Source organism: Hymenobacter humi (assembly GCF_042665855.1).
In the GTDB taxonomy this organism is placed as follows: Bacteria; Bacteroidota; Bacteroidia; order Cytophagales; family Hymenobacteraceae; genus Hymenobacter; species Hymenobacter humi.
The window spans coordinates 1,843,090-1,855,784 of the sequence record NZ_JBHTEK010000001.1; the positions used below are offsets into that span (position 1 = coordinate 1,843,090).

Annotated in this window: 14 protein-coding genes and 1 tRNA gene; 8 read left to right on the forward strand and 7 right to left on the reverse strand. The window is 62.1% G+C overall.

Going from position 1 to position 12,695, the window contains the following annotated elements; all coding sequences use genetic code 11:
* Positions 1-39: 39 nt before the first annotated feature.
* The 7 genes from ACFQT0_RS10340 to ACFQT0_RS10370 form a co-directional block, all read right to left on the reverse strand.
* Positions 40-1,158: an alpha-L-rhamnosidase-related protein gene (locus ACFQT0_RS10340; protein ID WP_380202503.1), complete on the reverse strand. Its 1,119-nt coding sequence runs from the start codon at positions 1,156-1,158 to the stop codon at positions 40-42.
* Positions 1,124-2,854, reverse strand: a complete 1,731-nt coding sequence (locus tag ACFQT0_RS10345) for a family 78 glycoside hydrolase catalytic domain (RefSeq protein ID WP_380202505.1) — start codon at positions 2,852-2,854, stop codon at positions 1,124-1,126. The genes ACFQT0_RS10340 and ACFQT0_RS10345 overlap by 35 nt, the downstream gene beginning before the upstream one ends.
* Positions 2,855-3,355: 501 nt before the next feature.
* Positions 3,356-3,429: transfer RNA gene (locus ACFQT0_RS10350), tRNA-Arg, on the reverse strand.
* A gap of 121 nt (positions 3,430-3,550) precedes the next feature.
* Positions 3,551-3,700, reverse strand: a complete 150-nt coding sequence (locus ACFQT0_RS10355) for a hypothetical protein (RefSeq protein ID WP_380202507.1) — start codon at positions 3,698-3,700, stop codon at positions 3,551-3,553.
* Complete coding sequence (locus ACFQT0_RS10360; RefSeq protein ID WP_380202509.1) at positions 3,661-3,990, reverse strand: VTT domain-containing protein; 330 nt, start codon at positions 3,988-3,990, stop codon at positions 3,661-3,663. The genes ACFQT0_RS10355 and ACFQT0_RS10360 overlap by 40 nt, the downstream gene beginning before the upstream one ends.
* Positions 3,944-4,123: a hypothetical protein gene (locus tag ACFQT0_RS10365; protein WP_380202511.1), complete on the reverse strand. Its 180-nt coding sequence runs from the start codon at positions 4,121-4,123 to the stop codon at positions 3,944-3,946. Before ACFQT0_RS10365 ends, ACFQT0_RS10360 begins: the two co-directional genes overlap by 47 nt.
* A gap of 259 nt (positions 4,124-4,382) precedes the next feature.
* Positions 4,383-5,282, reverse strand: coding sequence for a DUF2167 domain-containing protein (locus ACFQT0_RS10370; protein ID WP_380202513.1), 900 nt, complete (start codon positions 5,280-5,282; stop codon positions 4,383-4,385).
* A 172-nt stretch (positions 5,283-5,454) separates the two neighbouring features.
* Between ACFQT0_RS10370 and ACFQT0_RS10375 the strand changes: the two genes are divergently transcribed.
* The 8 genes from ACFQT0_RS10375 to ACFQT0_RS10410 all read left to right on the forward strand — a co-directional run bounded on the left by ACFQT0_RS10375 (position 5,455) and on the right by ACFQT0_RS10410 (position 12,672).
* Positions 5,455-6,594 (forward strand): cystathionine gamma-synthase, encoded by a 1,140-nt coding sequence (locus ACFQT0_RS10375; protein ID WP_380202515.1) that lies wholly within the window; start codon positions 5,455-5,457, stop codon positions 6,592-6,594.
* A gap of 297 nt (positions 6,595-6,891) precedes the next feature.
* A complete protein-coding gene (locus tag ACFQT0_RS10380) occupies positions 6,892-7,737 on the forward strand; it encodes a maleylpyruvate isomerase N-terminal domain-containing protein (protein WP_380202517.1) in 846 nt (281 codons plus the stop codon).
* Between the two features lie 217 nt (positions 7,738-7,954).
* Positions 7,955-8,638 (forward strand): metallophosphoesterase family protein, encoded by a 684-nt coding sequence (locus tag ACFQT0_RS10385; RefSeq protein WP_380202519.1) that lies wholly within the window; start codon positions 7,955-7,957, stop codon positions 8,636-8,638.
* Positions 8,587-8,784: a hypothetical protein gene (locus tag ACFQT0_RS10390; protein ID WP_380202521.1), complete on the forward strand. Its 198-nt coding sequence runs from the start codon at positions 8,587-8,589 to the stop codon at positions 8,782-8,784. Before ACFQT0_RS10385 ends, ACFQT0_RS10390 begins: the two co-directional genes overlap by 52 nt.
* Positions 8,784-9,239 carry a hypothetical protein gene (locus ACFQT0_RS10395; RefSeq protein WP_380202523.1) on the forward strand — a complete coding sequence of 152 codons (456 nt, stop codon included), beginning with the start codon at positions 8,784-8,786 and terminating at the stop codon, positions 9,237-9,239. The genes ACFQT0_RS10390 and ACFQT0_RS10395 overlap by 1 nt, the downstream gene beginning before the upstream one ends.
* Positions 9,223-9,408 (forward strand): hypothetical protein, encoded by a 186-nt coding sequence (locus ACFQT0_RS10400; protein ID WP_380202525.1) that lies wholly within the window; start codon positions 9,223-9,225, stop codon positions 9,406-9,408. Before ACFQT0_RS10395 ends, ACFQT0_RS10400 begins: the two co-directional genes overlap by 17 nt.
* Positions 9,409-9,864: 456 nt before the next feature.
* The gene (locus ACFQT0_RS10405) at positions 9,865-11,166 is read left to right on the forward strand and encodes a TonB-dependent receptor (RefSeq protein WP_380202527.1); all 1,302 of its coding nucleotides are present in this window, start codon (positions 9,865-9,867) and stop codon (positions 11,164-11,166) included.
* A gap of 9 nt (positions 11,167-11,175) precedes the next feature.
* On the forward strand, positions 11,176-12,672 hold the full coding sequence (locus ACFQT0_RS10410) for a TonB-dependent receptor plug domain-containing protein (protein ID WP_380202529.1): 1,497 nt from the start codon (positions 11,176-11,178) through the stop codon (positions 12,670-12,672).
* Positions 12,673-12,695: the final 23 nt, after the last annotated feature.

Consider the following 12,695-nt stretch of genomic DNA (forward strand, 5'->3'; position numbering starts at 1 on the left):
GAACAGGAAGAGACAAGAGAATTTCAGGTTCATCATAAACTAGTTTGAGCTGACCACGAAATGGTAGGTGCCGGAGCCGGCCTTCACGCGCGCCCGGCCGTTTTCGCTGCCCAGCAGCTGTAGCTCTGGGTGCTGCGCCAGCGGCTGATGGCCTTCGGTAATGCGAGCGGCAGCGGGGGCGGGCAGGTAAATGGTGGCGGTGGTATTGGCCGGAATTGTCACCGTCAAATCGAAGGCGGTGGCGGACTTTTTCCAGTCGCTGGCAATGAGTCCGTAGGGCGAGTGGTAGCTGGCCTTGGCGCTGGTCACGTCGCCCACGGGCTCCGGCCGGATGTCGATTTGGTTGAACGCCACCGACCCTGCAGCCGGCCGAATCCCCGCCAGCCCGCTGTAGAGCCATTCCATGAGGTGGCCCAGCATCAGGTGGTTGTTCGATACTGAGGGCAGCGCCGCCCATGACTCCGTGAGCGCCGTGGCGCCCTGAGCCAGTTGGTAGCCGTAGCCCGGCACGTCGGCCCGGCTGTTCATCTCGAAAATGACATCGGAACGGCCTTCGTCTTCCAGCACGCGCAGCAGGTAACGGTAGCCAATATCGCCGGCCGTGAGGCTGTTGTGGCGGCTGCGAATGTCCTGCACGATGTTCGCCACAACGGCCGCTCGGTCGGCCGGCGCCACCAGGCCCATGTACACGGCCATGGCATTGGCGGCCTGGCTGCCGGTGCTGTACTGCTTGGTGGTAGGGTTGAAAAACTTGGAGTTGAAAGCTGTTTTCACTTCGGCCGCCTGCTTTTCGTAGGCAGCGGCTTCGTTGGGTTTGCTCAGCAGGCGGGCCACTTGGGCCAAGATGCAGAGGTCGTAATGGTAGGTGGCGGTGCCCGTTACGCCCATGGGCGTGAGCTGCGACACGCCCGGCGGCTTGGGGCCGAGGTCGTACCAGTCGCCGAGGCCCTGGCTCAGAATGTGGCCCTGTGCCTTGGTGCCGAGGTAGGCAACGTAGCGTTGCATCATGGGGTAGTTCTCGGCCAAGGCCTGGCGGTCGCCGTACCACTGGTAGAGGTACCAGGGCAGGATGATGCTGGCGCTGCCCCACTCCGGCGAGTCACGGAACATGTCGCCACCCCACTCAAACTTCACGTATTCGGGCGCGATTTCCGGCACCAGCCCATCGGCCAGCCTGCGAAGCGCGCATGTCGAGCAGGGTCTTGCGGCACAGCGTGGCAATGTCGTAGTTGTAGCGCATCGAGCTGCCCATTAGGTGGGTTTCTTCCAGCCAGCCCAATTTTTCGCGGTGCGGGCAGTCGGTAAATACGCTCGCCAGGTTGCTTTTGATGGACCAGTCAATCAGTTTGTCGGTGCGGTTGAGCAAGTCGTTGGAGCACGAGAAAGCGCCCACGCGGGCCGCGGCGTTGCGGGTGTGCAGCGCCGTGAGCGCGACGATTTCCGGCTGGCCAGTGGGGTTGGGCTGGCCCTTGGGCACGCCCCCGGTCATCTGCGCGTAACGGAACCCGTAGTAGCTGAAGCGGGGGCGCCAGGTTTCCACCCCGCCGCCTTTCAGCACGTAGGTGAAGTAGTAGCCGCGCCCGATGTTCTTTTGGGTAATCGTGTGGTCGGCCCCCAGCAGTTCGGCCGGCGCAATGCGCACGGTGTCGCCCCGACGGCCCTTTAACTGCAGCTCCACGATGCCCGAGGCATTCTGGCCGAAGTCGTAGACCCACTTGCCCGACTGGGCCTGCGTGATGGTTTGGGCCTTAAAAGTGTCAAAGGTTTGGAGCGGCTCCTGCTCCTGCGCGAGCAGTTCCGGCGGGCCATCCACCACGATGGCGGACCGCCATTTCTGGTCATTAAACTCCGCCGTGGCCCAGCCGGCTTGTTCGAGGACGGCGTTGTAGTCCTCGCCGCCGTAGATGCTGGAAAAGGTGATGGGCCCGGCCGCCGTTTTCCACGTCGGGTCGCTCACGATGTCCTCGCGCGACCCGTCGGCGTACTCCAGTGCCAGTCGGCAAATCAGCTTCGGGAACCCAAACGAGGACTTGAGCTTGCGGTAGCGCTCCTTCACCGGCGGCACGTAGTAAAAGCCGTTGCCGAGCATTACGCCCAGCGCATTCGGCCCACTTTTAAGCAGACGCGTCACGTCGAAGGTGACGTACTGGGCCTGTTTGTCGTACTTAGTCCAGCCGGGGTCGAGGAAGTGGTTGCCCACTTTCTGGCCATTTAGTAGTAATTCAAAGTGCCCCAGCCCGCTGATGAACATCGAGGCCTTAGCCAGCCGCTTTTTCGCGATGAATTGCTTGCGCAGCAGCGGCAGCACGTTGTTGCCGGTGTAAGTGTCCTTTTTGCCGTCGACGGGCAGCACCGCTAGGCGCTCGGCCGGCAGCTGCTCGTAGGCTATCCATTGGGCGCCGCGCCAGTCCCGGGGCGAGAGCAAGCCCATTTGCCATTCGGCCGGGGCCGACCACGGCGATTCGGCAGCGTGGTTGTCCCAGGTTTTTACTTTCCAATAGTAGGTTTTGGCTGGCTCCAGCGGCCGGCCCGCGTAGCTTATCTGAATGGAAGCGCCCGCCGTCACTTTGCCCGAATCCCAGATATTGCCCGTGTTTTGGCTCAGCTTCTGCGGGCTGTCGGCCACCAGCACGCGGTAGGCCGTTTGCACCACGTTGCGGCGGTCGGCGCTCAGCTCCCAGCTCAGCACCGGGGCGGGGCTTTGCACCCCCAGGGGCCGGCTTTGGTACGCACATTTCAGGTTCGAAACCCGTAGCCGCTGCGCCGAGGCCGGATGGTAAATCAGTACAAAAACAACGAGCAGGCCAGCCCAACACAACTCCGAACCCAAAGACAGAAAAGAGCTTATTTTCATTGCCTTCAGGTTCAGCGCGTCTGGTTGTGCTTTGTGGTGCCGTTGGGTTCGTCTTTTGAGTCCCTGCACGCCAAAGCACCATTACTGACCCATCGGATAGGGGCTGAATGCTGCAATCGGAGGAACAGGGCTGTCTACAAATGTAGAATTTCCCGCTACCGGCACCGTGCTGCCATTTGGCATCTTGTTGTAGGATATTAGCATTGGCATTTAGAGCACCGTATTAAGGGACTATGCCTCTACTATGCAAGAGCAGGCCGCTCTATTGTGCTTAGAGTCCTGGGCCGGTTCCATACCCGGTTGGGCCGCAAACTGCGGCGAGGAATATCTCAGGGAGCGGGAGAGCCTTAACCCTACCAAGAGGGCCGCAGAGCTTTTGGATTTATGGATGTGCCCATAGTGCTTGCAATGCCATCTTCTGATTCGCCTAGTCTACGTTGAGTAAGTTGGCATCCTCCGAAAATGAAAAAGGCCCTCAGCTTGTGCTGAGGGCCTTTTCTGTGGTCGTGTAAGGAGTCGAACCTTAAACCTTCTGATTCGTAGTCAGATGCTCTATCCAATTGAGCTACACAACCCGTTCCCGTGATGGGACCGCAAAGGTAAGAGACAAAAACGCGGCTGTGCAAACCTGGGCCACTTTTTTAGGCAAGAAAAATTTAGATTTACCAGCAACTGGCTAATAATCAACGGGCCATTTTACGATATTTCGGTGCTCTTGCTGCGTAAAGCTTTTTGCAAAGCCCGGTTGAAGATGAAGAGCAGGCCGAAAAGTGAGGCTGCTACCAAGCCAATCAGGACGATTTTGCTCAACGCGCCCTGGTCGGGGTCGCGCAGCAGGGCCAGCACATCGGAAGCCTCCGTGCCCAGCCAATAAAAAACAAGCTGCGCGGCAGCATGCCCACCACCGATGCGATGAGAAAGCGCCGCCGCGGCACTCCTACGATAGCCAGCACGAAGGTCATCAAAGCAAAAGGCAGTACCGGCGAGAGGCGGGTGAGGATGATGAGCTGCCAGCTCTGGTGCTGCAGCTCCTCGAGCACGGCACCCGCTTTGGGGAAGTGGTGCAGAAAGGTGCGCAGCTTGCCGTGGTCAAGCCGTTGGGCCAGGCTCGTAGCCGATGACGGAGGCCAGCGCATACGCCACCACCATGCCCGGCAGCCCCAGCCACCCAAAGTAATACCCCGTGACGATGGCCACAAACGTGGTGGGCGTGAACGCGAAGGCCATGGTGATGGCAATAACCACGAAGTAGAGCAGGCTGCTGAACAATGCTCAGGTTTTGCAGCAGCTCCTGCCGCTGGTAGAGCAGCACCAGAAGCGACGACGAGCCCAGCAGCGGCACAGCCACCAGCAGGAACATGGTGAGCAGCGTGGAAAAGTTTTTTGGAAAAGCTCACGCAGAAATCTCATAGGCCGGCGAAGGTAGGGGCGGGGCCACCCGCACCGGGCCCGCGCCCCGTGCGAGTGGCCCCGCCGATTTGATACCAGTACGCCGCGCCCGGCCCGAAGGTCGGCCGTTGGGCTAGGATTATTTGGTGCCGAAGCCCAGAAACCGCTTCAGCCCGGCCCAGGCGCCGGCCAGGGCCAGCAGGCCCAGCTTCCAGAATTTGAGCACCACGGCAAACAGCCCAACTTTGGCCAGCACCTTACCGGCTACCAGGCCACCGATGGAGTACGCCGCCACCTCGTCGATGTCGGCGTCGAAATCGACGTACTGCTGGCCGCGGGCGAAGGTGACGCCCGCCAGCAGCCCCGGGATGCTGGCCTTGATTTCGGGAAGCTGGCTGTGGTCGCCAATGGCATTGAGCACCAGCACGCCCTTGCGGCCGAGCACGCGCACGTTGTAGTTGAGGGTAGTGTCGGGGTTGCTGCCGAAGCGCAGGGACTTGGCCCAATGCAGGGCGTGGGTGGTTTTGTCGTAATACGGATTGGCGGCCCAGCCCAGCACGTAGAACGGTTCGAAGCCCGCGCTTTCGCGCTCCTTGTTGTTTTCCTTCGTGTCGGCCTGCATCTCTTCCAGCAGCTCGCTGTAGTCGATGTCGTCGGCATCGTCGTCCTTCACGTAGCCCATGGCGTCGTAGCTGATGGAATAGGCCCAGGCTTTCTCATCGAGCGGGCCGCGCGTGGCGGGGAACAGCATGCCCAGGGTCTCGCTCTTGGGGTTGCCCCAGAGCTGCGTGAGCACCCGGCGGCTCTGGGCCGAATCGAGGTAGCGGAAGCCTTTGGGCACGGTGAGCTCGCCGATGCCGCCGGGCAGTACAATGTGTCCCTGCTGAAAATGCAGGCTGTTGGTCACCGAATCGGAGAAAGCTTTGTAGGCGGCCATGCGCATCAGCGCCGAGTCGGCGGCAGTGGGCACGGGCTTGGGCCGGGCCATGGCGGCGGTGTGCAAAAACAAGGGAATAACGAGCAGTAGAAGTTTTTTCATGCGAAGCTGAAAAGAGAAAAAATGAAGAGATAGAAGTAATGTGAACCGCGAATATAACCCGCGGCGCACGTTTCAGCTTTGCCTTGGCCGGCGTCCGTAACTTGCCGGCCCAAAGCGTCGGGCTTAGGCCGCGCGCTTGGGCTCATACCGTCAAATTCCCGCTTCCTTTTCTATGAAATTCGCCACCAAAGCCATTCACGCCGGCGTGCACCCGGACCCCACCACCGGCGCCATCATGACGCCCATCTACCAGACGTCGACCTACGTGCAGCGCTCGCCCGGCGACCACAAAGGCTACGAGTACTCCCGCACTCACAACCCCACCCGCACCCAGCTGCAGGATGCGCTGGCCGCCCTCGACAACGGCAAGCATGGCTTGGCCTTTGCCTCCGGCATGGCCGCCATCGACTGCCTGGTGAAGCTGCTGCAGCCCGGTGACGAGGTGATTTCGACCAACGACCTCTACGGCGGCAGCTACCGCCTCTTCACGAAAGTGTACGAGCCGCTGGGCATCAAATTCCACTTCGTGCCCATGCACGACATGGAAGCGGTGCGCGCCGTGGCCGGCCCCAAAACCAAGCTGATTTGGGTGGAAACCCCCACCAACCCGTTGCTCAACATCATCGACATTGCGGCCGCCGCGGCCGTGGCCAAAGAGTGCGGCGCCCTGCTGGCCGTCGACAACACCTTCAGCACGCCCTACCTGCAAACGCCCATGGACCTGGGCGCCGACATCGTGATGTACTCGCTCACCAAGTACATGGCCGGCCACTCGGATACCGTGATGGGCGCGCTGGTGGTGAAGGACGACGAGCTGCACGAGCGGCTGCGCTTCCTGCAGAACGCCTGCGGCGGCACGCCCGGCCCCCAGGACTGCTTCCTGGTGCTGCGCGGCCTCAAAACCCTGCACATCCGCATGCAGCGGCACTGCGAAAACGGCCGCGCCGTGGCCGAGTACCTGCGCCAGCACCCCAAGGTGGAGAAGGTGTACTGGCCCGGCTTCGAAAACCACCCCAACCACGCCATCGCTTCCAAGCAGATGCGCGATTTCGGCGGCATGATGTCCTTCGTGCTCAAGGGCGACCGTCAGGAAGACGCCATCGCGGTGCTCGAAAAGTTCAAGTACTTCACCCTGGCCGAAAGTCTGGGCGGCGTGGAAAGCCTCAGCGGCCACCCCGCCAGCATGACGCACGCCAGCATCCCGGCCGAGCAGCGCCGCAAATCGGGCCTGAGCGACTCGCTCATCCGCCTCAGCGTGGGCATTGAGGACGCCGAGGATTTGATTGAGGATTTGGCTCAGGCCATTGGATAATTGAGCTGAGCTTCTGGCCTTCCGGGAAAACTTCGGAATGCAAAAGAAGAACGACATTCTGAGCTGGCGTTTGCGCAGTGGGTGGGAACCTCACCCCGACCCCTCTCCAAAAGAGAGGGGAGCCACGGCAGCTAAGAACTGTTTAAATGCGAAAGCCCCGGCTCAATTGAGCCGGGGCTTTTTGTTGCTTTACTTCTGGCTCCCCTCTCTTTTGGAGAGGGGTCGGGGGTGAGGTTCCCCGAGCGAGATGCTTCGCTTTGCTCAGCAGGACGTTCTTTCGTTTAAGCTTCCCCTTTTATGTCACCCATCGTCCCCATCGTCACGCTGCCGTTTTTCCCGGTGCTGGACCAGAAGCTGCTTGAGCTGCTGCGGAGCCTCACACCGGCCGACTGGCAGCGCCCCACGCTGGCGCGGGAATGGACGGTGAAGGATGTGGCCGCGCACCTGCTCGACGGCAACCTGCGCACGCTGTCCATGCTGCGCGACGGCTTTTACGGCGAAGCGCCGCCGGAGGACCCTCATTCTTACGAGGGCATGGTCCGCTACCTCAACCGTCTGAATGCCGACTGGGTGCGGGCCGCCCGGCGCCTTAGCCCAACCGTGCTCATTGAGCTGCTGGCCCAATCCGGCGCCGAATACACGGCGTACCTAGGCATGCTCGACCCATGGGCGCCGGCGGCCTGGGCCGTGGGCTGGGCCGGCGAAACGGAGTCGCTCAACTGGTTTCACATTGCCCGGGACTACACCGAAAAGTGGCACCACCAGCAGCAGATTCACGTGGCCGTGGGCGGCCCGGGCCTGCTGACCCGGGAGTTGTTTCGGCCATTTCTGGAAACGTGCCTGCGCGGCTTGCCGCACGCCTACCGGCAGGTGGCCGCGCCGGTGGGCACGGTGGTGCAGGTGCGCGTTGAGACGCCCATCGGGGGCGTGTGGCACCTTGTAAAAGCCGCCGACGCCTGGGTGCTGCAGCCGCCCGGAGCTGCATCTGCTGCGCCAGCCGCCGAGGTTACGCTCAGCCCCGAAGTGGCCTGGCAGCTCTTTACCAAAGGCCTCAGCCCAACCCAGGCCCGGGAGCAGGCGCAGCTCGGCGGCAACCGGCAGCTGGGCGAAGCGGCGCTGCACCTGCTGGCCATCATGGGCTAGCTGCTTGTAAATAGGAGGGAAAGTAAAGTAATCGGGCTCGGCATCCGTTAGCGCACCGGGTTGCCGGGCGCTGCTGCAATGAAGACGGTTGTGCGACCAGGCTGGTCGACCAGCGCATTAAAACTGCGTTAAAAGCAGGCTCGTTTTCAACTCGATGAACGCAAGACGAGTTAAAGGACTATTTTTCGTTTAGCTGGCTTCGTGCTGGCCTGTTTCCATGCCTTTCCTCCCTTTTCTGCGCCGCTGCTCCCGCGTTGCGCCGCTGGCGGCCCTACTGGGGCTGGCTGGCTGCGATATGCTGGAATTCAGCCCCAACGACCACCGCGTGCCTGCGGAATTCACCAATCTCACTGCGAAAAACCTGGCCAAGCTCGAGGCCCGGCCCCTCCCGGCGGGCGACACCCTGCGTTTCATCTTTACCGGCGACTCGCAGCGGTTCTACGACGAAGCCGAAGCGCTGGTAGCCAGCGTGAATAAGCTGTCGGGCATCTCGTTTCTGGTGGTGGCCGGCGATATTTCCGATTTTGGCATGGCCCGCGAAATGCGCTGGGTCGATGAGAAGCTGCGGCGCCTGAACGTGCCCTACGTGACCGTGGTGGGCAACCACGACATGGTGGGCAACGGTCGCGAGACGTACCAGCACATCTACGGGCCGCTGAACTACACGTTCGTGTACGGCGACACCAAGTTCATCATGGTGGATACCAACAGCCGCGAGTACAACTTCAACGGCCAGATACCCAACCTGGGCTGGCTGCGGCCCTGCTCGCCAACCTCGACGGGGCCCGGCGGCAGGTGGTCATCTCGCACGTGCCGCCGTACAACGAGGACTTCGACCCTGCCCTCGAAATGCCCTACGTGCAGTCCCTGCGCGAGGCCCCGGCCCTGGTGTTCGAAATGAACGGCCACAACCACCAATACCGCCTCGGGCAGCCCTACAACGACGGCGTGACCTACGTCAATTCCGACGCTTTTTCGGAGCACCACTACATGCTGGTCACGGTGTGGGGCGACAAGCAGTTTCGCATCAAACGGGTAGCATTCTAATGAAAACACTTCTGCTTTCTTCCTTGCTGCTGGCGGCGCCGGGCGCCTTTGCCGCCTCCCCGCCCGACACCGCTACCACGCAGGCGCCGCCCGTCGCGCGCAAGTGGTACCGCCTCAGCCACCTGGCGCTGCAAACCGGCGGCGGCCTCGGCATGGTGGCCGGCGGCGGCGGCTACTCCTTATTCCGCGACCGCCTCGAAACGGACATTCTGCTGGGCTACGTGCCCAAGCGCTACGGCAGCTCCACCCTGAGCCTGGCCTCGGCCAAGCTGATGTATTCGCCCTTCCACGTGCGCGTGGCCGAGCGGGTGCAGGGGGTGCCGTTCACGGTGGGCGGGTATTTCAGCTACACCCACGGCACCTTCAACGACGAGCCTGCGGGACCAGTATTCGAAAAACTACTACTGGTTTTCGACCGATACGCGCTTTGGGGCGCTGGTGGGCGGGCGGGTTAGCTACCTGGCGGCGCCGGTAGCCGCTACGGGGCAGCCGCGCAAGCTGTCGTTTTATTACGAGCTGGGCACCAACGACCTGTACCTGCTCAGCTACTTCAACAACCGGAACGGCGGGCTGGGGCTCGGCCAAATCCTGACGCTGGCCCTGGGAGTGAAAGCCGATTTCTAGCCCAAGCCCGCTGCTTGGGCCAACGGTGGCTTGGTTGAGCTAACTCCCGGGCGGCTCGCGGGCCTGCGAAGGCTGTGCGGTAAATAAAAGTTGGAAGCTATATTTAGGAGGTTCAAGGCCTGCCTGGGCATTGCCGTGCGTACGGTGCGGCCTGGGTTCGCGCTGCTTACGGCTATTGGCTGCCAGTAAGTTACCGCGCCTGGAGGCCGCCGGATGAGTTGCTTCTGTTTTTCTTTATGCCTTCACTTGCTGCCTGCATGCTGTGCTGTTGCCGTGCTGGGGAAGCATACTGCTGTTGTTGCTAACGGCAGCGGTTGACTTTACAGGTTAAATATTTGTACATTTCTGGAAACTAATGCTGGTCGTCGTCCGCACTTAGGTCGGCGTTGGGCCATTTGAAGCAGCCCGTGGCTTTCCTGCTCGCTTTCGCTATATCATTTCACCAACCTTCTTCGCATGAAAAATCTGTTACTCCTTCTTCTGTTGGTCCTGGCGGGGCTGACAGCGCACGCCCAAAGCACCACCGTGACCGGCCGCGTGGTGGGCGCTTCGGGTGAACCCCTGCCGGGCTCCACGGTGCTGGAGCGCGGCACCACCAACGGCACCTCGACAGGCGGCAACGGCGAGTTCACGCTTTCGGTGCAGCCCAACGCCACGCTCACCATTCAAGCCATCGGCTTCACGGCCCAGCAGATTCCGGTCAACGGCCGCACGTCCTTGCCCGACGTGCGCCTCGTGGCCTCGGCCCAGGACCTGAACGAGGTGGTGGTGACGGGCTCCCGCGCCAGCGAAGGCCGCTCCAACATCCTCACTACAGCGCCGGTCGACGTGATTTCGGCCCGCGAAATCAAGGCCTACGCCCAGATTGACGTGGCTCAGATTCTGTCCTACGTGGCCCCGTCGTTCCAGTCGTCGCGCCAGACCATTACCGACGGTACCGACCACATCGACCCGGCCAGCCTGCGCGGCCTCGGCCCCGACCAGGTGCTGGTGCTCGTGAACGGCAAGCGCCGCCACAATTCGTCGCTCGTGAACATCAACGGCTCCATCGGCCGCGGCTCGGTGGGTACCGACCTGAACACCATTCCAACGGCCAGCATCAAGCGCATTGAGGTGCTGCGCGACGGCGCGGCGGCCCTCTACGGCTCCGACGCCATTGCCGGCGTCATCAACATTCAGCTCAAGGACGACTCCACAGGCGTTACGGCCAGCAGCACCGTGGGCCAGACCACCGAAGGCGACGGCGACGTGTTTCAGGTGGATGGCAACGTGGGCATTGGCCTGGGTGGCCGGGGCTTCCTGGACCTCAGCGGCCAGTTCCAGAACCACAGCTACTTCAACCGCGGCTTTCCCGACACGGCCCCGCTCATTTACCTGGGCGGCAACGGCGGCCAGTACCCCAGCAGCGCCAACACCGAGCAGGCCCGCCGCGACCTCAAAGCCCAGGACGATGCCTTGGTAAGAGCCAACGGCTTCGACCGCAACGACCTGCGCGTGGGCAGCGCCGACACCCGCAACTACGGCGGCTTCCTGAACTCCGAATACCGGATAGGTGGCGGCCTGACGGCCTACCTCTCGGGCGGCATAACGCACCGTACGGGCAAGTCGGCCGGCTTCAACCGCCTGCCCAACCAGCCCACCCAAAGCGACCTGACCATTTTCCCGAACGGCTTCCTGCCGTTCATCAACACCAAAATCGACGACCAGTCGGCCATTGTGGGCTTGCGCAAGACGTTCGGGGCTTCGCAGCCGACCTGAGCAACACCTTTGGCCGCAACCAGCCGCTACGACATCAGCAACAGCGTGAACGCCTCGCTGCCGCAGGGCCCGGGCATCCGCAACCAGACCGAGTTCTACGCCGGCACGCTGAAATTCAGCCAGAACACCACCAACCTGGCGTTGTCGCGCCGGCTCACCGATGTGGGCCCGCTGGCCACGCTGAACGTGGCGTTCGGCGGCGAGTTCCGCGTCGACCGGTTTCAGATTGAAGCCGGCGAGGAAAACTCTTACAAAAACGGCGGCCGCCTGATTGGCACCACGCCCACTGCCTCGGGCTCGCAGGTGTTTCCCGGCTACCAGCCCTCGGACGCCGTGGACAAGTCGCGCACCAACCTGGCCGGCTACGTAGACCTGGAAAGCGACATAACCGAGCAGTTGCTGGTGCACGCCGCCGGCCGCGTCGAAAACTACAGCGACTTTGGCACCAGCGTCAGCGGCCAGGCCGCCGCCCGCTTTACGGTATTCGAAGGGCTGTCGCTGCGCGGCTCCCTGGGCAACGGCTTCCGGGCGCCTTCGTTGCAACAGCGCTACTTCACCAACGTGAGCACGCAGTTTATCAGCGGCCTGCCCAACCAGATTCTGACCGTAAACAACGAAAACCCTCTCGTGCGCAACCCCTTCGGCGGCAGCGGCCAGCAGGGCTTCGGCGTGGCGGCGCTCAAGCAGGAGAACTCGCGCAACTACAGCCTGGGCCTGACCTCGCGCGTGGCCCGCACCATCACCCTGACCGTGGATGCCTACCAGATTGACATCGACGACCGCATCGTGCTGTCCTCGTCTTTTGCCCGCACCAACCCCACCGTGAACACCATTCTGGGCTCGCAGCCCGTGAGCCGGGTGCAGTTCTTCGCCAATGCCATCGATACCCGCACCCGGGGCCTCGACATTGTGGCCAACGAGCGGCTGGTGCTCGGCGAGAAAAGCCGGCTCGGCCTGACGGCCGCCGTCAACTTCAACGAAACCAAAGTACGCGGCTTCAACAGCACGTCTTCCACCATCAACAACGACCAGACGCCGGGCGTCAACAACCTGCAAAACACCCTGTTTGACCGCCAGCAGCGCACCCGCCTCGAGTCGGGCAACCCGCGCAGCAAAATCAACCTGTCGGCCAACTACAACTACGGCATCTTCGGCATCGAAGCCCGCACGGTGCGCTTCGGCGAGGTGCAGTACAAGGACGCCGACCCGTCGCGCTCGTTCCTGGACCAGACCTTCGCCGCCAAGTGGATTACCGACGTGAGCCTGAGCGCGCAAATCATCAAGCAGGTGAGCCTCATGGTGGGCGTCAACAACCTGTTTGACGTGTACCCCGACAAGTTTTTCCAGAACCCGCGCAACAACGAGTTCAACTTCTCGGTGGACCCCAACCAGAGCTACAACTCGAGCCTGGACAACACCAACCGCGGCCGCTTTGTGTACCAGGCCAACCAGTTTGGTTTCCAGGGCGCCTTCTACTTTGCCCGCATAAATGTGACGCTGCCATAAGTCTCGGCTAGGCCGCTCGGCGG